At 65.9% G+C, this 20,280-nt stretch carries 19 protein-coding genes; 12 read left to right on the top strand and 7 right to left on the bottom strand.

Annotated elements, in window-relative coordinates:
- Positions 1–59: 59 nt before the first annotated feature.
- The 4 genes from JOF55_RS12200 (at position 60) to JOF55_RS12185 (ending at position 6,739) form a co-directional block, all read left to right on the top strand.
- A complete protein-coding gene (locus tag JOF55_RS12200; protein ID WP_310273652.1) occupies positions 60–1,733 on the top strand; it encodes an APC family permease in 1,674 nt (557 codons plus the stop codon).
- A gap of 292 nt (positions 1,734–2,025) precedes the next feature.
- A complete protein-coding gene (locus JOF55_RS12195; protein WP_310273650.1) occupies positions 2,026–3,558 on the top strand; it encodes a GGDEF domain-containing protein in 1,533 nt (510 codons plus the stop codon).
- Between the two features lie 104 nt (positions 3,559–3,662).
- Positions 3,663–5,741 (top strand): hypothetical protein, encoded by a 2,079-nt coding sequence (locus tag JOF55_RS12190; RefSeq protein WP_310273648.1) that lies wholly within the window; start codon positions 3,663–3,665, stop codon positions 5,739–5,741.
- A gap of 17 nt (positions 5,742–5,758) precedes the next feature.
- Complete coding sequence (locus JOF55_RS12185; protein WP_310273646.1) at positions 5,759–6,739, top strand: lipid kinase; 981 nt, start codon at positions 5,759–5,761, stop codon at positions 6,737–6,739.
- 73 nt (positions 6,740–6,812) lie between these two features.
- Here the strand turns inward: JOF55_RS12185 and JOF55_RS12180 are convergent, their stop codons facing one another.
- From JOF55_RS12180 to JOF55_RS12155, 6 genes are all read right to left on the bottom strand, one after another.
- Complete coding sequence (locus JOF55_RS12180; protein ID WP_310273644.1) at positions 6,813–7,649, bottom strand: class I SAM-dependent methyltransferase; 837 nt, start codon at positions 7,647–7,649, stop codon at positions 6,813–6,815.
- 184 nt (positions 7,650–7,833) lie between these two features.
- On the bottom strand, positions 7,834–8,640 hold the full coding sequence (locus JOF55_RS12175; protein WP_310273642.1) for an alpha/beta fold hydrolase: 807 nt from the start codon (positions 8,638–8,640) through the stop codon (positions 7,834–7,836).
- 164 nt (positions 8,641–8,804) lie between these two features.
- On the bottom strand, positions 8,805–10,046 hold the full coding sequence (locus JOF55_RS12170) for a sensor domain-containing protein (protein ID WP_310273640.1): 1,242 nt from the start codon (positions 10,044–10,046) through the stop codon (positions 8,805–8,807).
- A 285-nt stretch (positions 10,047–10,331) separates the two neighbouring features.
- Positions 10,332–11,123, bottom strand: a complete 792-nt coding sequence (locus JOF55_RS12165) for a very short patch repair endonuclease (RefSeq protein ID WP_310273638.1) — start codon at positions 11,121–11,123, stop codon at positions 10,332–10,334.
- The gene (locus JOF55_RS12160) at positions 11,120–12,286 is read right to left on the bottom strand and encodes a DNA cytosine methyltransferase (RefSeq protein WP_374727470.1); all 1,167 of its coding nucleotides are present in this window, start codon (positions 12,284–12,286) and stop codon (positions 11,120–11,122) included. The genes JOF55_RS12165 and JOF55_RS12160 overlap by 4 nt, the downstream gene beginning before the upstream one ends.
- A gap of 208 nt (positions 12,287–12,494) precedes the next feature.
- Entirely contained in the window at positions 12,495–13,346 is an 852-nt protein-coding gene (locus JOF55_RS12155; protein WP_310273635.1) for an Eco29kI family restriction endonuclease, read from the bottom strand.
- A gap of 72 nt (positions 13,347–13,418) precedes the next feature.
- Here JOF55_RS12155 and JOF55_RS12150 point away from each other — a divergent pair, with 72 nt between their 5' ends.
- Both JOF55_RS12150 and JOF55_RS12145 read left to right on the top strand, forming a co-directional pair.
- Positions 13,419–13,889, top strand: coding sequence for a Panacea domain-containing protein (locus JOF55_RS12150; RefSeq protein ID WP_310273633.1), 471 nt, complete (start codon positions 13,419–13,421; stop codon positions 13,887–13,889).
- A gap of 196 nt (positions 13,890–14,085) precedes the next feature.
- Positions 14,086–15,024, top strand: coding sequence for an NADP-dependent oxidoreductase (locus JOF55_RS12145; protein ID WP_310273632.1), 939 nt, complete (start codon positions 14,086–14,088; stop codon positions 15,022–15,024).
- A 91-nt stretch (positions 15,025–15,115) separates the two neighbouring features.
- On the opposite strand, the gene JOF55_RS12140 is transcribed toward JOF55_RS12145, so the two are convergent.
- Positions 15,116–15,841 (bottom strand): VIT1/CCC1 transporter family protein, encoded by a 726-nt coding sequence (locus tag JOF55_RS12140; RefSeq protein WP_310273630.1) that lies wholly within the window; start codon positions 15,839–15,841, stop codon positions 15,116–15,118.
- A gap of 152 nt (positions 15,842–15,993) precedes the next feature.
- Here JOF55_RS12140 and JOF55_RS12135 point away from each other — a divergent pair, with 152 nt between their 5' ends.
- From JOF55_RS12135 to JOF55_RS12110, 6 genes are all read left to right on the top strand, one after another.
- Positions 15,994–16,398, top strand: a complete 405-nt coding sequence (locus JOF55_RS12135; protein WP_310273628.1) for a VOC family protein — start codon at positions 15,994–15,996, stop codon at positions 16,396–16,398.
- Between the two features lie 75 nt (positions 16,399–16,473).
- The gene (locus JOF55_RS12130; protein WP_310273626.1) at positions 16,474–17,307 is read left to right on the top strand and encodes an MBL fold metallo-hydrolase; all 834 of its coding nucleotides are present in this window, start codon (positions 16,474–16,476) and stop codon (positions 17,305–17,307) included.
- Between the two features lie 102 nt (positions 17,308–17,409).
- Positions 17,410–17,706: a YiaA/YiaB family inner membrane protein gene (locus JOF55_RS12125; RefSeq protein WP_310273625.1), complete on the top strand. Its 297-nt coding sequence runs from the start codon at positions 17,410–17,412 to the stop codon at positions 17,704–17,706.
- A 94-nt stretch (positions 17,707–17,800) separates the two neighbouring features.
- Positions 17,801–18,334 carry a sugar O-acetyltransferase gene (locus JOF55_RS12120; RefSeq protein ID WP_374727469.1) on the top strand — a complete coding sequence of 178 codons (534 nt, stop codon included), beginning with the start codon at positions 17,801–17,803 and terminating at the stop codon, positions 18,332–18,334.
- A gap of 52 nt (positions 18,335–18,386) precedes the next feature.
- Positions 18,387–18,893 (top strand): SRPBCC family protein, encoded by a 507-nt coding sequence (locus tag JOF55_RS12115; protein WP_310273623.1) that lies wholly within the window; start codon positions 18,387–18,389, stop codon positions 18,891–18,893.
- 136 nt (positions 18,894–19,029) lie between these two features.
- Complete coding sequence (locus JOF55_RS12110) at positions 19,030–20,247, top strand: helix-turn-helix domain-containing protein (RefSeq protein ID WP_310273622.1); 1,218 nt, start codon at positions 19,030–19,032, stop codon at positions 20,245–20,247.
- Positions 20,248–20,280 lie beyond the last annotated feature (33 nt).

Raw genomic sequence — 20,280 nt, 5'->3', positions numbered from 1 at the left:
CGACGAGAGTCCTGACACCGCAGTAACACGAATCACAATGGACAGGAAAGGGCGAACAGATGGCGACACCAACTGCGCCTCCGACGCGAGCTCATGTGCAGCTTGATACGGGAGTACGCAGAGACGTCAACAAGATCAGTCTGCTGTTTACCGGTGTCGGAGCGATCATCGGTTCCGGCTGGCTGTTCGGTGCTCTCTACGCCTCGCAGATCGCCGGACCCGCCGCGATCCTTTCCTGGATCGTCGGCGCAGTCATGATCATGGTCATCGGCTTCGTCTATGCCGAGCTCGCCGTGATGTTTCCTGTGGTCGGCGGCATCATCCGCTTCCCACACTACTCCTTCGGCTCTTTCGCCAGCTTCAGCTCGGGCTGGATCAGCTGGCTGGCCGCCGCGGCCGTCACCCCGATCGAGGTGCTGGCCACGCTGCAGTACACCGACCCGTACATCCCGTGGCTGATGGAGCAGGTCGAAGGTGAGTGGGTCGTCAGCGGCTTCGGCTGGATACCCGCCATCGGACTGATGGCGCTCTACAGCGCCATCAACGTGCTCGGCGTGCACCTGTTCGCCAAGCTGAACAACGCGCTGGTGTGGTGGAAGCTCGCGGTCATCGCGCTGGTGATCGTCGTGTTCTTCGCCGTGTCGTTCAATCCCGGCAACATCACCGACTTCGGCGGCTTCGCCCCCGGCGGCTATGGCGCGATCTTCACTGCCATTCCCGCCGCAGGCATCGCCTTCTCCTACCTCGGCTTCCGCAACGGTGTCGAGTTCGCGGGTGAGACCGACAACCCGCAGCGCAACGTGCCATTCGCGCTGATCGGGTCGGTACTGCTCACGGCGGTCATCTACGTCCTGCTGCAGATCGCCTTCATCACCGGGTTGCCTGCCACGGTGCTCGGCGACGGCTGGTCGAGCCTGGAGTTCGCCGAGACCGCGGGCCCGCTCGCTGGTCTGTCTCTGGCGCTCGGTGTGGTCTGGATGGCCTGGCTGCTGCGGATCGACGCGATCATCTCCCCCGCCGACACCGGCCTGATCTACGCCGGTGTGACCACGCGGCTGTCGTATGCCAACGCCCGCAACGACAATGCCCCGCAGTCGCTGACCAGGCTCAACAACCGCGGTATTCCGTACATCTCCATCCTGCTGATGTTCGTCGTGGGCTGCTTCTTCTTCCTGCCCTTCCCGGGCTGGGCACAGTTCATCGGCTTCATCACCTCGGCCTTCGCCGTGTCCTTCGCACCAGGCGCCCTGGTCGTCGGCGCGCTGCGCCGCCAGATTCCCGACCAGGAGCGGCCGTTCAAGCTGCCCGGCGGCGACACGATTCCGATCCTGGCGTTCTTCTTCTCGAACCTGCTGGTGTTCTGGTCGACCTGGTCGATCAACGAGAAGATGCTCATCGGGCTGCTGGTCGGCTACATCGTCTACGTCGTGTACCACATGACGACCAAGCACAGCACGCCGCCGATCGACTTCAAGTCGGGTTCCTGGTTCCCGATCTGGCTCGCGGGCATGCTGATCATCAGCTACCTCGGCGAGATGGACCCGAGCAGCGCGGCCGATCCGGGACTCGTCCTCAATGGCGGTGACGGTCCGATCGGCATCGGCCTCGGCGCCATCGTCATCGCCATCTGGAGCGTGCTGGTCTACTACTACGCGATGGCGGTGCGACTGCCCGCCCAGCGCGCGGTCGCCTACATCGAGAAGACCCCCACCGACGCGCCGATGAAGTCGTAACCGGCTCCACCGGGCTGTCCTCGACTCCCCGGGCACCGGAGCCGGCCGTGTGGCCGGTTCCGGTGCCCGGGGAGTTTTCCATTCCGGGTGCCCTGCTCCGGCGTCACCGGTCGGCGTCACAGCCGACTGTCCTGGTCCTTTCCGGCGGACATCATGGAAGTGAAACTTCTTCTTGCCACACGTTCCCGTGTCGGCGACTCTGGAAGACGGCTCATGCTGTACGTGCTCGCACGTGCACGTTCGGATGGTGACAGTATCGTTGCCCAGTGCAGCGGATCGTCGCGGAGGAGTGATGGACGACGCGGGGACCCAGGCGGACGGCTACGAAGCCGCCTTTGACGAGATCCGGCGACGAAGCCGTGACGGCGACGACGAGGGAGTCATCGATCTCGCCACCGCCGTAACGGCCCGGGCACAGGAGCCACGGATCGTGGGCATCGCCTTGATGCTCCGGCTCGGCGGCTCGCTCAACCTCGGCCGACTCGACGAGTGCCCCGCGCTGCTGGACCAGGCCTTCGAAGTTCTGGACGGAACGCACGAGCACGCCCTGCTCGGCGGTGTACAGGCGCTGGCTGCCTTTGTCGCCGCGCAGAGCTCCATAGAACGCTGCGTGCGGCACCTGGTACAGGGGCGGCGCGAACTCGACCGGGTCCGGTACCCGGGGGTGGAAGCCGTCGAAGCCTGGCACAACCTCGCGGTGTCGTTCTCCTATGCCGGGTTTCACGTGCAGGCGATGGAAGTCGCCGAACGCGGCTACCTGATCGGGCAGACCCTCGGCCTGTCCACCGGCGACCATGCCCTCCCCGAGGTCGCCGTGCGCCGAGCGGTCTCCCTGGACCACTGCGGGGACACCGAAGGCTGCACTCGCCTGCTGCGAGAGGTCCTGGACACCTGGTCACGGCGTACCACCCCGTCCGAACTTCGCTGCGCCGAGCAGTACTACTACGGGTACGCGGCTGCCCGGCTGGCCGCACTCGGCGAGGACGTCACGCCGCTGCCGGAACTCCTCGACACCGATATAGCAGGCTGGGAGATCGACGACCTGCGGATGCTCGGTGGAGCCTGCCTCGCGATCGCCGAAGGGCGCCCCCGGGAAGCCCTGCGCCGACTCGCCGACCGCAACCCCCACCCCTACACACTGGGCGCCGCGGAGATCTTCCGGCTGCGCGCGATGGCCCAGACGGCAGTGGGTGACCATCGCGCGGCCCTGGCGGCGGATCGGCAGGCGATGCGATCGGCGACCGAGACCACCGATCTTCTCCGCGAGCGGCTGATCGACGGCACGCGGATGCAACTGGACCACGAAAGCCTGCGCCGTACGGTCGAGCAGTATGCCTCGGAAGCACTCACCGACCCCCTGACGGGCCTGCCCAATCGGCGGCACTTCGACCGGTGGGTCGCCCACTTCGCCGAGCGGAACATCCGCACCGCCGTCGGCATCATCGATCTCGACGATTTCAAGGCGGTCAACACGGTGCACGGGCATCTGGGGGGTGACCTGGTGCTGCAGCGCGCGGCGGCGGTACTCGCCCGGACCGTCCGCAGCGGAGACTTCGTGGCCCGCTACGGCGGGGACGAATTCATCATCGCGCTGCCGCACACCGATCTGGCCACCGCGCACGATGTCGGCGGCCGACTCGCCACCGCGGTTGCCGATGAGGAATGGGAGGCGCTGGTCACCGGCACTCCGGTGTCGATCAGCATCGGGTGGGCCGAGTTGACCGACATGCACGACGTGACCCGCGCACTCGAGGTCGCCGACCACGCCATGCTCACCCAGAAGGATCGCTTCGCCCATCCGCGCGAGAGCTCCACGTCTCGGTGACACCGGGTAGTCGGACGACCCGGTACGGGTAGACATCGGCTGTCGACCATGCGTCTACTAGATTGAGCCTCGGCACTACCGTTTCCGGATCGGGGTCCAATCCCATGCGCACCCATTTCGAACCCCACGAAACCGATGAGTTCGAGGCGGCCAAGGAGCTGCTGGTTCGTCGCTGCCAGGCGTGGGCCGAGCAGCAGCAGCTGATCGCCGACCCGTTCTCCCTGGCCACCGCGCTGGATTACCGACACGACCACGTCGACGGCCGACTCGGATTCTGGACCGCCGAGCTCGTCCGCGAGTTCCTGCTGACCTGGATGCCGAGAAAGGTAACCGCCACGGCCGAGGACGTGGCCGACGCGCCGGAAACCCTGCGCACACTGCTTCGTTACCTGCACCACACCGAACTGGCCGATCCGACCGGCGACTTCCTGGTCGCTACCGAAGCGGCGATCGACGCCATCGGCACCGAGTTCCGGCAGACCATGTCGGACAAGCGGAACTTCGGCCTCGCGAAGTTCTGGATGATGACGGCGATCGACGCCGGTGTCGACGTCGAGGACGATGCCGCGATGCAGGAGTTCATCGAGGGCACGCGGCAAGGCGCGGTCGACTACGACAGCGACGTCCTCGACCAGGTAGTCACCCGGCATCTCCAGGGTGACGACGCGACGTGGGAGCGGGCACCCCTGACGCCGCCCGTGACTCTCCCACCGGAGAGCGAACTCGCCGATGCAGCGGAGAACACCGTTCTCATACGGCAGCTACGCGCGCTGGTCGAATGGCTCGGCGACGGCCGTTCGCTGACCCGGACCGGGCAGCTCAAGCTCGCCGACGCGCGCGAACTGGTCACGGAGCTGGAAACCGGCGATGTGCTCGATCCCGTCATCGCCGGGAGGACGTTTCGCACCAAGAGCAGCGCGGAGCTGACCGGGCTGAACCTGATCGTCACGTGGGCGAAGAAGGCTCGGCTCGTACGCGTGGTCAAGAATCGACTGGTGCCCATCGCCAAAGCCGAACCGCTCCTGCGGGACGGCCTGGCGTTGTGGAACAGGGCCGTGGATGTCGCCGTCGATCTGCACGACGAGATCCTTCCGCCACCCTGGCGCGGCCACGAGAGCATACTGCACACGTTCTTCCGTGAGATCGTGCCGGATTTCCTGCGCACGCTGTATGGCATGCCCGAACGCATGCCCGTGATCCGCTTGCACGAAAGTCTCTGGAGCGGTTTCCGGCAGGCTCTCGAAGACAGCGAGGTCGAGCATTCGGAACAGGAGTTCCTGCGCCAAAGTACCGAGCGGGACGTATGGCGAATCCTGCAGGTGCTGGCCGACATCGGAGCTGTCGAACTGACCACCGGGGTCGCCGATCCGTTGTTTCTCACCGATCTCGACGAGAATGCCGCTGCGAAGGTCGCCGTCGTGGCAGGCGATGCGGAGACCTTTCCCGAGGAGGCGCGGGAGCGACTGCGCACCTCCCTGGCACCCGAGAACGGTCCCATCGACCTCGCCCGGCTCACTCCGCTGGGTGCCCAGCGGGTCCGAACGTGGATGCTCGCCCAAGGACGCTGCGCACCCCGGGTCGGCGAGTTGGCCGGAGCCACCCCCGCACAGTTGCTCGCCACCGTCGCCGAGCAGTACGGGCCGGAGACCGGCAGGCAGGAGATCGAGCACTGGCTGTCACTGCGCGGGGACACCGGGCCGGAGCAACTGATCGATGCGGTACGCGACTGCCCGTTCCGGAGCCGGGCCGCGGCCATGCTCGACGTGCTGGTCGATGCCCGACCGGACGGTACAGCGCTGCTGCACCGGCTACGCTCCGACGAGTCGATCGGCCCCCTGGCGACCTCCGCCCTGATGACGGACGGGCAGCTCGAGCAGGAGGATCTGACCGAGCGGGAACAGCTACTGGGCCTGACGGAGCAATTGACCCACACGCTCGAGGTGGCGGGCCCCGACTCCCTTCGGGAGACGCTGCTTGCGGAGGCCACGCCCACCGATGCAGCCGGCATGCTCTCCGCTGCCGTGGATTCCGGGCACCCGGCTATCCTCGGACTCACCGAGCTGCGGGCACTGGCCGCCGAACCGATGCAGCAGCACGCGCGGAGTGCTTCCGTACACCCGCTCGCCGGGGTCGCACGCAACGGTCGACCAGGCGCCAAGTCCCAGCACAAACGCAAACGCTGAAGGGAACGGTCGGCACCGTGGCTAGACTCGACGGTGTCCGTGTCGCACCGTTGAAGGAGGCACCGATCGCTGACGACGGTCCCATCACCCGGGCGGCCCTGGTGATCAACACCCGCTCACGCACCGGCAGCAAGGCCTACACCCGGGCTCTGGACATGTTGCGCGGGCTCGGGCTGCCGATCGGCTCGGCCTATCCGCTGCAGGATCCGGCACGCCTGCCGGAGACGGTCGGTGCGGCCGTGGACGAGGGCAACGACCTCGTCATCGTCGGCGGCGGAGACGGCACCATCAGTTCGGTCGTGGACATGCTCGCCCACCGGGAAGTGCCGTTGGGCCTGCTGCCGCTGGGCACGGCCAACGACTTCGCGCGCACCCTGCACGTGCCCACCGACCTGGAGCAAGCCTGCCGGACCATCGCCCACGGCAAGATCGTCGACATCGACCTCGGCCTGTCCGGGCACAACTACTACGCCAACCGCGCCTCGATCGGGCTCGGCGCGAGCGTGGCGAAGGCGATGTCGCCCACGTTGAAAAAACGCATCGGCTCCCTGGCCTACCCGGTGGCCACCGCCAGGGCCTGGTTCGATCACAAGCCCTTCGCCGCACGTCTGACCTTCCCCGATGGGGATCACGCGCCACAGGAATACCGGAGTCTGCTGCAGATCTCGGTGGCCAACGGTCGCTACTACGGCGGCGGGCAGATCGCGGCGCACGACTCCGGCATCGACGACAGCACCCTGGACGTCTCGGTGCTCCGGCACGGCAATCTCCGCGAACTCGCCACCGTGGCGCGAGGCTTCCGCAACGGCACGCTGTTGCACACCGATCAGGCGAGTCTCTTCCGCACCCGGCGGATTCAGGTGGAAACCGAACCGAGGCTGCCGGTCAACATCGACGGGGAACTCGTCGCCAACACCCCGCAGGACCTTTCTGTCGCACGCAACGCGCTGCACGTGATCGTGCCTCAGACCTGGGTCGACGGCCGGTCGGCCGGGTAGATTCGGCCGAGCCGGGTAGGTGCAGCCGATCCGGTTCGGCAACCACCTGCGCAAACTTGCCCGACCGACCACCTCAGTGCCGGGAATCCGCAGTGCCCTGCCAGCTCAGCGTCACCATGTCGCGCCCCGCGGTGCCGAGATCGGGTGGGGCAGCGGGATCGACATCGAGTTCCCGCAAGGCGGATTCCAGCTCGGCCGTGGCCGAAGCGGGCAGGCACAGCCGACGACGAGTGACCTCGACGAGGTCGGCAAAGGTGGCATGGTCGCCCTCGACCGGACGGCTCCAGTGGGTGACCTCGGGGCGGATGCCCATTTCGGTGAGAGCTGCGATGCAGTCGTGCGCGGTGGGGCCGGACGGACGAGTGATGCCGTGGAATCGTTGCCACAACGGGTTGAGCGCGGTCAGCGGGTGGTGACTCGTCATGTCGGTCACGACACGTCGACGGGCGTGGTCGGTCAGCGCGGACACGAACGGCGCAAGGTCCGCGATGTTGTACAGCACGTTCCCGGCCACCACGAGATCCGCTGCCCCCACCTCCTCGGCAACCTCGGGCCACCACCCGCGCACCGTCCGCACCGGCAGGTCGAGCCGGTCGGCTCGCTCACGGAACCCCTCCAGCAGCCGGGCGTCCTCCTCGACGGCCGTGACCTCGGTGACCGGGCAGCGACCGGACAGCGGCAGGCTCGACGCACCCGCTCCGGCACCGATGTCGAGCACGGTGCCCGGGCGCTCCAGCACCGAGGCCGCCTCCCGATGCGAGGCGCCGTCCGGTTCGGCGATCCGCCGGTCGGCGCGGTGGGCGAACACCTGCCGCGGCAACACCCACGGCGAGTCCGTGGCCTGCTCCAGCACCCGCTGCGGAATCGCCCACGCTTCCAACTGCTCCGCCCAGTTCGTCAACGCCGTCACGGCGCACCTCCCACATGAGCGATCTCGAACGGCTCGCGCAGCAGTGGCTCGCGCAGCGATGCGCGGTCCGGTCCAGGGGCCGACCCCGACATGACGAGCCACGGCCATGCTGCCACCGCTGGGAGCATACGGACCGGTCGGGCGGCCCACTCGGCGAGGAGGCGAACAGTACCTCCGGTCCGGACTACCCGGTGAGTTCGTCGACCGCAGTGGCGATGGGCTCGGGATGGTCTTCGGGGGTGAAGTGTCTCCCGCCCTCGATACGCTGCAGGGTGGTGCCCAGGTCACGGGCGAACCGCTCGCCGTACTCGACCTTCTGGAACACATCGGAGGCACCCCAGATCACCCGGCTGGGCAGGTCCAACTGCGGCAATCGATCCACCACGGCAAGCGTGTCCTGCACGGCCAGCGCGCTTGCCTGACGGGCCATCGATCGCGCCGCACCGTGAGTCGCATAGTGGCGCCAGTGCAGCCCGATCGACTCCCCCGCGATTCGGGCGTTGTCATGGCCGCGCCGCAGCATCGCCACGAACTGCGGGTACATCACCACATCGGGGAACCAGCGCAGCGCGGGTGCGGTTCGCTGTATGGCCTGGACACTGGGAATCGGCCAGGAGTCGTAGCCGATGGCATTGGTCAGCACCATCCCTGCAGCCCGATCGGGGTGCTGCGCCGCGAAAATCTGCACCACGCCCCCGCCGAGATCGTGCCCCACCAGCACGGCGCGCTCGATGTCGAGGTGATCCAGCCAGGCGCTCAGGTAGTCGGCCTGGCGAGCAACGGAAATGTCGCGGTCGTTGCCCGCCGGGATACTCGCACCGTAGCCGGGCATCTCCCAGGCGAGGCAACGCCCATTTCTCACCCGGGGCAGGACATGGCGCCACAGCTCCGCCGAGGTGGGGATGCCGTGGACGAACACCACCGGGGTGCCTTCGCCCCGCTCGAGCCAGCGCATCGGGATTTCGTCGACGACATCCGTTTTTTCCTGCATATCGACCCTCCTACCGTCCACATGCACCACTTTCCTCCGTACATACGCACCCTCTTACCGTAGAGGTCCACCGTCATACGCACAGGCCGGAAACCGGCCTCTCGCCGCCAGTGCCCCACAGGACCTCTCGGCCGTGTGTCAGTGCGGCGCTCAGCCGCCCCCGGTCAGATCCGGATGCCTCGCTTGCGCTTGTACATGTCCCGGTCGGCGCTGTGCAGCAAGGCCTCCGCCGAGGAGTTCGGGTTCTGGGTCATGGCGAGCCCGACACTGGCACGCACGCTGACGTGGTGACCGGAGACGATGATTTCGGTCTGCAGGTGCTCGACCACTCTGTCGCGAAGTCTTTCGGCTCCCTGCCGGTCGTCCACCCGACTGAGCACGACGAATTCGTCCCCGCCGAGACGTGCCACGGTGCTGCCCGAGCGCACCGTGTTCAGCAACTCGTCGGCTGCGATGGTCAGGAACTGATCGCCCACACTGTGCCCGTAGGTGTCGTTGACCCGTTTCAGTCCATCCATATCGGCCAGCAGCACCGCCAGAACCCCTCCCATGCCGGGGATTTCCGCGAGTTCCTGCTTGAGCCGATCGAAAAGCAGAGCACGATTGGCCAGGCCGGTCAGCGGATCATGCAGTGCCATGTGCGCCAGGTGAGCATTTCCCATCCGCTCGTCGCCGATCGCCTCGTACTGACTGATCAGGGCGATGGGCTGGTCGTTCGCCCCCGGCAGGACACTGATGCGGATCAGCATCCAAATCGGATGCCCGTCCTTGTGCCGGTAGCGCATCTCCAGGTTCGTCGCATTCTCGCGGCCTGCCAGCAGGTCGGCCAGCACTGCTTCCTCGCGCTTGTCGTCGCCGGGGTAGGTCAGGTCGGCGAAGCGCATCGTCAGCATGGCTTCCCGGCTGTAACCGACCAGCTCGCATAATCTCTCGTTGACTTCCGTCCAACGCCCGTCCAGATCGATCAGAGCCATGCCGATCGGGGCGTTGGCCAGTGTCCGGCGCCAGAGCAACTCGGTCCAGCGGCGGCCGGTGATGTCGTGAATCTGCGAGAGGAAGAAGCGTGGCGTATCGCTGGAGTCCCGGATCACAGCACCGCTGATAAGCACCCAGAGCAAGCTGCCGTCGGCGCGCACCAGGCGCTTCTCGACATCGGTATCATCCGCGGGCCCCTCGATCAACTCGCTGATGGTGGCCTCATCAAGAGGGTGGTCATCCGGGTGCGTGATGTCCGATGCACTGCACTGAAGCAGATACTCCCGGCTGTAACCGAGCATGTGGCACAGCGCCGGGTTGACGTACCAATAGCGCGCTTGCAGGTCGAATACAGCCACCGGCCCTGCGGCCTGGTCGCAAATCATGTGCCACGGCATCTCGCCGGCCGTGTCCGACTCCTGCGCCGCCATCACTCAACACGGTAGTGACGTGGCGCCGAAGCGCCGTGCCTGTTCCCCTATCGTGTGAACCCATGTGGGAACCGCGGTGGTCTGTGACAGCGCGTGCCCGGTGCCGTACAGCAGTACGTAGGGCGCTCAATCATGCCCCACATCGGTCGGGTCAGGCTTTCCTACACTAATGCCTGAACAGGCGACTACGCATTAGTGATCTCGGCACAGCGGAACAGGCGAATCGCCCCGACGCCGATGAAGATGCCGGAGAAGATCAAGGATAATACGGAAACGATCGCTTCGCTATTGAACGCGGTTGGCTTTGACTCGCTCCTCTATGCGTCGCGCCGCGACCGCCGGGTCCTCGTGTTCCCATACTCGTACGGTCTCCCACCCCGCCTCTTTAAGTCGCTGGTCGGTGTTGGCGTCCCGCCGGCGATTGTCCGCGATCTTGGTGTTCCAGAATTCAGCCGTGGCCCCCTTCGCCGGGCGGTGATGCCGCTCGCATCCATGCCAGAAGCACCCATCCAGAAAGACCGCGACTCTCTGCCTGGGAAAAACGAGGTCGGCGGTGCGGCGGACGTCCTTGATGGGACGAGTGTCCACGCGGTAGCGCAAACCTAGGGCGTGGACCGCTGAGCGGAGCGCTTTTTCCGGGCGTGTGTCCCGTCTCTTATTCGCTCGCATGATCGCCCGGGAGGCGGGGCTGGACGCCCAGGAATCAGTAACCGTTTCTTGGGCAATGGTGTTGGAAGAGGCTTCCATGTCGAGCAGGTTTCCTTGCCGCACAGTGTGCCACGCCTCGGCGAGGTTGGCCTGTCGACTGTCCTGGAAGACCTCGCCGACATAGCGCTCGTGTGTCTTCCCGCTGACTGACCAGCGCAAGTAGGCGTAAATGCGGCGGCCTTGACGTAGCACGCGTAAGGCGATGGAGGCGTGTACCCGGCGGTCATCGGGCAGACGGATTTCGCGCGCGTCTCGGCCTTCGGCCGCGTTGTCTTGCTCTGCCGCGCGTTCGATCTGAGTGAGCCCCTTGGGTGCCTTCCACGCCACATCGGGCGGTTTGGACTCCCTCCACAGCGGATGTGGATTCATGAGGCGGCACGTGAGCGCAGGTGTGGCTTCAGCGATTCGGCGACCGCGTTGGCCGCGACGTGTCCGAGTTCGACGGGGACCGCGTTACCGAGCTGGCGCATCTTCTCCCCTCGTGGTCCCGCGATCTCCCAATTGTCCGGGAAAGTCATCACGCGCGCGGCCTCGCGCACGGTCATATACCGAATAGAACCGTCGGGTTTGCGTAGCACGGTTTCACCTCCTGGTACGCCATGCACACCCGCTTTGATCGTCTTGGCTGGTCTGTCCAGTAAGTTGGGGGTATGGCCGGGGTACTCGCGCGCGCCCGGCCAGGCGTAGTGGTGCAAGAATCTGTTTTCCTCATGTTCGATCTTCTCGTATACTGGCTCGCCCAGCTCGGGTTGTTTCGTGAGCGCGTCGCGTAGTGTCCGCCACCTCGGAATGTTCTCCGCCTCTTCGAGCACTTGAGCCGAGAGTTCCGGCGTATAGCGGTTCTTCTTGAAGACCTTGTGCTCGTCCCAGTACTCGCCGTTGACTTGCGCTCGCAGCAGTGCGGACTCCGAGTGCGTGGTGGCGGGGAACTGCCATCCTTTCAGTCCCAGGTCACGGCGAAATGCCACGACGAACACACGCCACCGGATCTGTGGCACGCCATAGTCGGCGGCGTTGACGAGGAAGGGTTCCACGTCGTAGCGCTCGGTCGGGTCGACGTTGTCCTTGGCTAGAGCCTCGCGGAGACGTTTGTCGTGGTCGCGCCAGTCCTCACCCTCGATACGCTTCTCAAACGGCGCGCGCAGCTCGTTGAGGATGTAATCGTAGTAGGGCTTGAAGGAGGGGCGTAGTAGCCCTTTGACGTTCTCAGCGACGACCGCGCGCGGTCGGGTCTCGCGCACGACGCGGAACAGTTCGGGCCAAAGGTTGCGCTTGTCGTCATAGCCCTTGTGGGCGCCACCGAGCGACCACGGCTGACAGGGAACACCGCCTGCCACTACGTCGACTTCGCCACGCCAACGCGTGAAGTCCACCTCATGGATATCGCCCTCGATCAAGGGCCAGTAGGAGTTCAGTGCCTGCGCCTGTCGCGAGCCGGGGTCGAACGGCTCAGCGACGTTGGCGCGCAGCGTGGCGCACGCGCGGCGATCCGATTCCACCGCGATCAGATGACGAAACCCCGCGTCATGCATCGCCAAAGCTAAGCCACCACCACCGGTGAACAGCTCGATACTGGTCCCGAGCTCGGGCTGGCTCGACACGGGCAAGGTCGTCTGAATGGCGGCTTTCGTGAACACGAGCGGACTATACCGCGGTCCTGGTTCGAACGCGCGTACGACACGCCGACAAGTTCGCCGCATCACGTGGCGGTCACTTGGCCGCGCGGAGTGAGCGGCCGATTTACTCTTCGTTGGAGTCCTCCTCGACTTCACCTTGGAGGTCGAGTTGGTTCTGGCCGAGGAGTTCGATTGTCTCTCCGCCATGCTTGCGCCAGAACACGCGAGCGCTTTTATAGTCGCGATCTTCGCGATACAAGATCACGTATCCGGGTAGCGCGGTAGCCTGCCAGCCTTCCGGTAGCGCTTCTATCGCCATGCGGATCAACTCTCGGGCGGGAAGGGCTCGTTCAGGCACCTCCACGGACGGCTGACTACCGTCTTCCTGTATATATGGCTTTTTCTCTCGGGGGAAGCGCAAGTTGAACGGAAGCTCATCCTTGACCGCTTGCAAGTACTTCTTGATCGGATATAAGCCCGGCTCCAAGGATTGGATCGTCAAGTCCAGGTCAGCTGGGTATAACGCGTCGAAGTGCTTGGCCTTGACCATCGTAGTGTCCCGCTCGACTCCCGGGTCCTTGCTTCCGAAGCCGTTCGTGTTCCAGGGGGCGGACCCAGTCTTCTTGTACTCCTTGATCAGCAACCTTTCTGGCGCGGCGGCCTCCAGATCCTCGTCTACGTACAGGCACTTGAAACCCATGTCGGCGAGCTCGATGCCCGCGCGACCTGACACCTTGCGACGATGCTGGCTCAGTCGGCCGGGGAGATCATCGCTCGCCTTCCCCACATAGACACGTTCTCCACGCAAGTACAGCTCATAGACACCCCCGCGTACCTCAAGTTCCTTCAAGTACTCGGTGGTCAAGGCAGCGGGGGTAAGCCGGTTCAACGCGGCCTCCAGCTGATCAGCCATCGCCTGTGTGATGCTGAGCTTGAACTCACCGTGAGGAAATTTCGAGGCATGGTCTTCGGTCACAAGTGGCAACCTACCGGTCAGTGCGGTGGGTGATCCACACATGTCCTGGGGTAGCCGTCGAAGGAGGGGATCGTGGCCACGGCCAAAGACGTTGCGACCTACATCCTGCGGGAACGTGGGCCGATGACGGCGATGAAGCTGCAGAAACTCGTCTACTACAGCCAGGCGTGGCACCTGGTGTGGGACGAGGAACCACTGTTCGATGAACGGATCGAGGCCTGGGCCAACGGCCCTGTCGTCTCCGAGTTATATCGCGCTCATCGTGGTCGCTTCAGTCTGAACGACGATGACACGCTCGGTGGTGATCCTTCGGCCTTGACCGAAGGCGAACATGAGACCATCCGTATCGTGCTCGACGCCTACGGCGACAAGTCGGCGCGCTGGCTCAGTGAACTCACTCATCGGGAAGCACCGTGGCGAGAGGCTCGCAAGCAGGCGGGCCTGGAGGACGGGCAGCGAGGCAGCGCCATCATCGAGCAGGCGGCGATGTACGAGTTCTACGACGGCCTCACCGCTGCGGATGCGGACACCGAGGACGTGTGAGCAGCAAGAAACACGAACGGATTCCTGGAGGGGAATCGCTTCTACGCGCTCTGGTGGGATCCGGAGCACGAGATCGTCCCCAGTCACAAGCGGAATACGTAGCCGCCACAGTGCCCCGGTGACCGACCGGATGTGGCAGTCACCCTCCACCGTCCCACCGAGGAATACCGCGGCGGTCCGGGCTGTTGACCTTGGCATGAAGGCTGTGGGAGTGACCGAATTCGGCGGGCCCGAGGCACTGCACGAAGTCGAACTACCGGAACGACATGCCGGGCCGGGCGAGATGCGCATCCGGGTGCACGCCGCCACGGTCAATCCGACCGACACCGTGGCCCGCAACGGCGACCGGGCTCGCGCGCAACGCAAGAACCCGCCTCCGTACGTACCGGGGATGGACGCGGCGGGAATCCTCGAGGAGATCGGGGACGGCGTGGACACCGATCTCGCGGTGGATGAGCATGTCATGGCGATCGTCGTGCCGACGGGGTCGCACGGGGCGTATGCCGAACAGATCGTCGTCCCCGCCGGTTCCGTGGCGCGAGTTCCCGCCGGAGCCGACGACGTGACCGCCTCCACCTTGCCGATGAACGGGCTGACCGCCCGCAAGGCGCTCGACGTGCTGGAGCTGCGAGCGGGCCAAACCATCGCGGTCACCGGCGCCGCCGGTAGCTTCGGTGGTTACGTGGTGCAGTTGGCCAAGTCCGAGGGGCTGCGCGTGGTCGCGGACGCCTCGCCTGCCGACAAGGACCTCGTCAGCAAGCTGGGAGCCGACATCGTCGTCGACCGGGGCGAGGACGTCGCCGAGCGCATTCGCGCGGCGGTCCCCGAGGGAGTCGACGGTCTCGCCGACGGTGCCGTGCTCGATCACCGGGTGATCGGGGCGGTGCGCGACGGCGGCCGCATCGCCACGGTGCGGGGCTTTTCCGGTGAACCCGAACGCGACGTCACCTACCACCCCGTCTGGGTCGTCGACTACGCCCAGGAGCAGGCCAAGCTCGATCGGCTGCGTGCCCAGGCGGAAAACGGCGAGCTCACCCTCCGAGTGGCGGACAGCTTCCCCGCCGAGCAGGCACCCGAAGCGCACCGGCGCCTCGAAGCAGGTGGCACGCGGGGACGTCTCGTGCTCAGGTTCTGACGAAACAGCTCTTTCCGACCGGTCGGGGACCGCAGGTGTTCATCCTGCGGTCCCCGATGTTTCCCGGGCCGAGGATCGGGCGTGCCGGTGATCAAACGAGACTCTGGCCGACCAGCGTCCCGACGCCGTAGGTGACTCCCATGGCGAGAACGCCGCCGCCGACGTTGCGCACGACCGCTCGCGGCACGGGCGCTCTGCCGAGACGCGCGCTCACCGAGCCGGTCACGGTCAGCGTCAGCACGACCGCGGCGGCCGTCACCGGAACCCGCACCGACGCGGGCGTCAGCACGATCGCCAGCAGCGGCAGGGCGGCCCCGACGGTGAAGGCGAGGAAACTGGCCAGCGCGGCGTGCCACGGATTGGTCAACTCACCGGGGACGATGCCCAGTTCGGTCTCGGCATGCGTGCCCAGGGCGTCGTGGCGGGTGAGCTGCTCGGCGACTTCCCTGGCGAGCGGTTCCGAGAGCCCTTTGGCCCGGTAGTGCTCGGTCAGCTCGACCAGTTCCGCCTGAGGTTCCTCCTCCAGCTCGCGGCGTTCCTGGGAAAGCATCGCCCGCTCGGCATCACGCTGACTGGACACCGAGACGTACTCTCCCGCGGCCATCGAGATGGCACCGGAGAGCAGGCCGGCCACCCCTGCGGTGAGAATCGCCGAGACCGACGTGGTCGCACCGGCCACCCCCACCACGAGGCCTGCCGTGGACACCACTCCGTCATTCGCTCCCAGCACTCCCGCCCGCAGCCAGTTCAGCAGAGACCCCGGCACGTTGCCGTGCGGCTCCGCGTGAGCAGCGTGCTGGGCTGGGTCCTCGTTCACGCGAACACCCTACGAGAGACCGGAGTACGGTGCAGGTATCCGACATGCCGTGGCCGCGGAGGAACTTCTCGCAGGCGGCACCGATGAGTTTCGGACCGCCACGCCGTCTACACGGGTGAGCTCGATGAGCAACGAGAGAAACGAGGAAAGTCATGTCCACGCAGATCTTCGTCAACCTCCCGGTCAAGGACCTCGACAAGTCGGTCGGCTTTTTCACCGAACTCGGCTTTTCGTTCAACCAGCAGTTCACGGACGAGAACGCGACCTGCATGGTCATCGACGAGAACATCTACGCCATGCTGCTGGTCGAGCCGTTCTTCCAGTCGTTCACCAAGAAGAGCATCGTCGATACCACGAAGAGCACGGAGGCGATTCTGGCCCTGGGGCTCGACAGCAGGGAGCAGGTCGACGAGCTCGCCGACAAGGCCCTCGCGGCGGGAGGGCAACCCGCCAATGACCCGATGGACGAGGGATTCATGTACGGGCGGAGCTTCCAGGACCTGGACGGTCACCTGTGGGAGGTGCTCTACATGGACCCGAGCGCGGTGCAGCAGTAAGCGGGCTCCGCGCTGCGCGAGGCAACCCGCAAGCACGATTGATCCGCGCACCGCTTTCGGACAGGATCCGGAAGCGTGCGCGTACACCACCTCAACTGCGGCACCATGCGTCCTCTCGGAGGCAGCTTGATCGCAGGCAGCGGCAGCATCCTGAGCAGGGCGACCATGGTGTGCCACTGCCTGCTGATCGAAACGAACAGCGGTCTGGTCCTCGTGGACACCGGTATCGGCCTGCCCGACATCGACAATCCTTCCGGCACGCTCGGGCCGGACTTCCGACTGATCACCCACCCGGTGCTGGACCGCGCGGAAACCGCGGTCAGCCAGGTGACCGCGCTCGGCTACGAGCCCGACGATGTGCGGCACATCGTGCTGACCCACCTCGATGTCGACCATGCCGGAGGACTGCGCGACTTTCCGCACGCCACCGTGCATGTTCATCAGGAGGAGCTGCGGGCGTCGAAGTCGCAGCACACCCGGCAGGAACGGATGCGCTATCGACCGGCGCAGTGGGGGCACCGGCCTCACTGGATGACCTATCCGGAGACAGCGGGCGAGTCCTGGTTCGGGTTCGGCGCCGTCCGTGACCTGTCCGGTCTGCCCTCGGAGATCCTGCTCATTCCGCTGGCCGGGCACAGTCGCGGGCACACCGGCGTCGCGGTCCACGACGGCAACCGGTGGCTGCTACACGCCGGTGATGCCTTCTTCCTGCACTCCGAAATCGATCCCGACCGCCCGCGCTGCACTCCGGGACTCCGCGCGTTCCAGACGCTCGTGCAGGCCGACCGCGATCGGCGACTGTCCAATCAACGGCGGCTGCGCGCCCTCGCCCGCGACCATGCGCACGAGGTCGACATCTTCTGCTCCCACGATGCCGAGGCACTTCGCGAGCATCAGGCCACCGGGTAGTTTTCGAGTTCCGTTGCTGTCACCGCACGTGGTCGGTTCACGATGTCGGTTTGAGTAGCCGTACTCAAGACTTTCCGGGATGGGTACCGGATCGTATGGCACATGACCACGCCGACATCGTCCTCCTCGTCGACGACCACCGCGTTCTACGTGCAGGCCATCATTTCCTTCGGGATCGCGGTGCTGGCCGTCAGCGTGGGAATCGTGTATCTGCCCGTCAACGGCTGGGTTCGGGGATTTCTCGCTCTCGGCATCCTGTACACGGTGACGTCCACGTTCACCCTGGCCAAGTGCATCCGGGACCGGCAGGAAGGCACCACGCTGGTCAACAGGGTCGATCAGGCGCGCTTGGACAAGCTGCTCGCCGAGCACGACCCGTTCAAGGTGGAAGCCTCCTGATTCGGACGAGCATCGATGATCGCCCATACTGGGTGGTGAAACCGCCCTGACCGTGCCGTTCGAGAAGGACATCGTGACCAGCCAGAAAGATCGTATGCTCGCAGGCGAGTTCTACATCGCCGACGACCCCGAGCTGGCTGCCGACGCTCTGCACGCGGCCGAGCTGAGCGAAAAGTTCAACACTTCTCCCGCAGCCGACCCGCAGACCCGGCGCGCGGCCCTGGCCGAGCTGCTGGGTGAGCTGGGTGAGGGCACGGAGGTGCGGCCCCCGCTGCGGGTGGACTACGGCTACCGGATCAGCATCGGGCCGAGGACGTTCGTCAACTTCGGCGCCGTCCTGCTCGATGTCGGGAGGATCGACATCGGTGCCGACGTGCAGATCGGCCCCCATGTCCAGCTGCTCACCCCCACGCACCCGATCGACCCCGAACAGCGGCGGGCCAAGTGGGAGGCGGCGCGGCCGATCACGATCGGGGACAACGTCTGGCTCAGTGGCGGGGCCATCGTCTGTCCCGGAGTGACCATCGGGGAGAACACCGTCGTCGGCGCGGGAGCGGTTGTCACTCGCGACCTGCCCGCGAATGTCGTCGCGGTCGGCAACCCCGCCCGGGTCGTCCGCGAGATCTGACCCCGCACGCTCTTCCGGGGTTTCTGTCGGTCCTGTGTGGAAGGCTGCCACCATGAGCGAGCTCAAGGACGACATCAGCTACGACATACACGCCTCCGTCGCGATCGAGGCCTCGCCCGAGAAGGTTTACGCGGTCGCAAGCGACATCACGCGCATGGGCGAGTGGAGCCCGGAGAACCTCGGTGGTGAGTGGACTCGGGGAGAACCGGGTGCGGTCGGTTCCCGGTTTCTCGGTCGTAACCGGGACGGCGAGCGGGTGTGGACCACGGAGTGCGAGGTCGTGGCCGCCGATCCGGGGTTCCGCTTCGCCTGGGTCGTCCTGAGCCCGGTGGACGATGCCGACACCTCGGTATGGTCCTTCGACATCGAACCCGCAGGCCACGGATCTCTGCTGACCCAGCGCTACGTCATGCGCGAGCTCCGCAACGGTCTCCGGAGCCTTCTGGAGCAAATGCCACCGGAGAAAGCCGAAACGTTCCTGGAGGACCGTCGCGCCCAACTTCAGGATGCGCTGCGACAGACAATCGAGGGCATCCGGAAAACCGTCGAAAACCGCTGAGAGTCCTGAATCGCGGTGATCTCTCGCCACCTGATCGCGTTCTCGCTAACCTGGGATCACTCTTCGCGGAAGGATGCCCCGGTCGACAGACCGAGGGCACGCGAGGAGGACAACTTCCACGAAGAGGTGGTTCGGCATGAGTGCCGATGTTGGGCAACGGATCAAAACGGCCCGGCAGCGAGCGGGCATGTCCCGTCCGGTACTGGCCGGTCTGGTGGGGCGGTCCACCGAATGGCTGAAGGCGATAGAGGTCGGACGCTTACAGGTGCCACGCCTGCCGATGCTGGTCAAGCTCGCGCGTGCGCTCGGTATCTCGGACCTTGCCGAGTTGACCGGCAACGGTGAAGCGGTCCCGGTGCAGATCTTCGCCGGTGGCGACGAACACGCGGCCCTGAGTGAGGTACAGGCCGCGCTCACCGAATACCGCCTCACCCCGAATCCGCAGCCGGTGAGCCTGGCACACCTGGCCGAACGACTCACCGCCGCATGGCATCTGCGGCACTCCGCGCCGAATCACCGGACACAGGTCGGGGCACTGCTGCCCGACCTCATCCGGGACGCACAGAACGCCGTACGCGCACGCACCGGCACCGAGCGTCGACAAGCACGCCGCATCCTGGCCGGGGTGTATCGGCTGGCCCAGTTCTACACCGCATACCAGCCGACGCCCGAACTCGTCTGGCTGGTCGCCGACCGGTCGGTGCACGAAGCACAGGACGCGGACGATCCGTACGCGATCGCCTCGGGTGCCTGGGGCCTGGTGCAGGTGCTACGGGAATCCGGCCGGTGGGACGAGGCACTGCATGTCGCCGAGAATGGATGCGGCCAGTTGGAGCCGTACCTCACCGACGAAGCAGCCGACGACTGGCACGGACTCCACGGAGCCCTGTTGGCCGAGTCGGCGCTGACCCATGCCAGGAGCGGCAAGCACGGGTCAGCGTGGCGGGAGTGGGAGCGGGCTCACGGCATTGCCCGCAAGCTCGGACCCTCCTACCGCCATACACAGTCCTCGTTCGGCCTGCCCGTGCTGGGTGCGCACGCGGTGAGCATCAGTGTGGAGCTACAGCACACCGGCGAGGCACTACAAGCAGCGGACACGGTCGGGCCGGAGGCGATCACGTCGGTACCGCGACGGTCCCGTCATCTGATCGAAGTAGCGCGGGCCCACCACAAGCGTGGGGACCGTGCCGCATCACTGGGCACGCTGGAATGTGCGGAGCGCACGGCACCGGAAACGGCCCGATACAACGGCTTCGCTCGCGAGATGGCAGCCGACCTGGTGCACTCGCCACCGAGCGGCCGGAGTGCCGCAGCCCGCGATTTGGCCGACCGGTTGAGGCTACTCGCCCGATAGGTCGAAGGTACGGTTTGTACCTTTCCGGAGATC

The organism is Haloactinomyces albus, from assembly GCF_031458135.1.
Classification (GTDB): domain Bacteria; phylum Actinomycetota; class Actinomycetes; order Mycobacteriales; family Pseudonocardiaceae; genus Haloactinomyces; species Haloactinomyces albus.
Note: the sequence above shows the minus strand (reverse complement) of the source record. Positions and strands in the feature narration are given on the sequence as shown.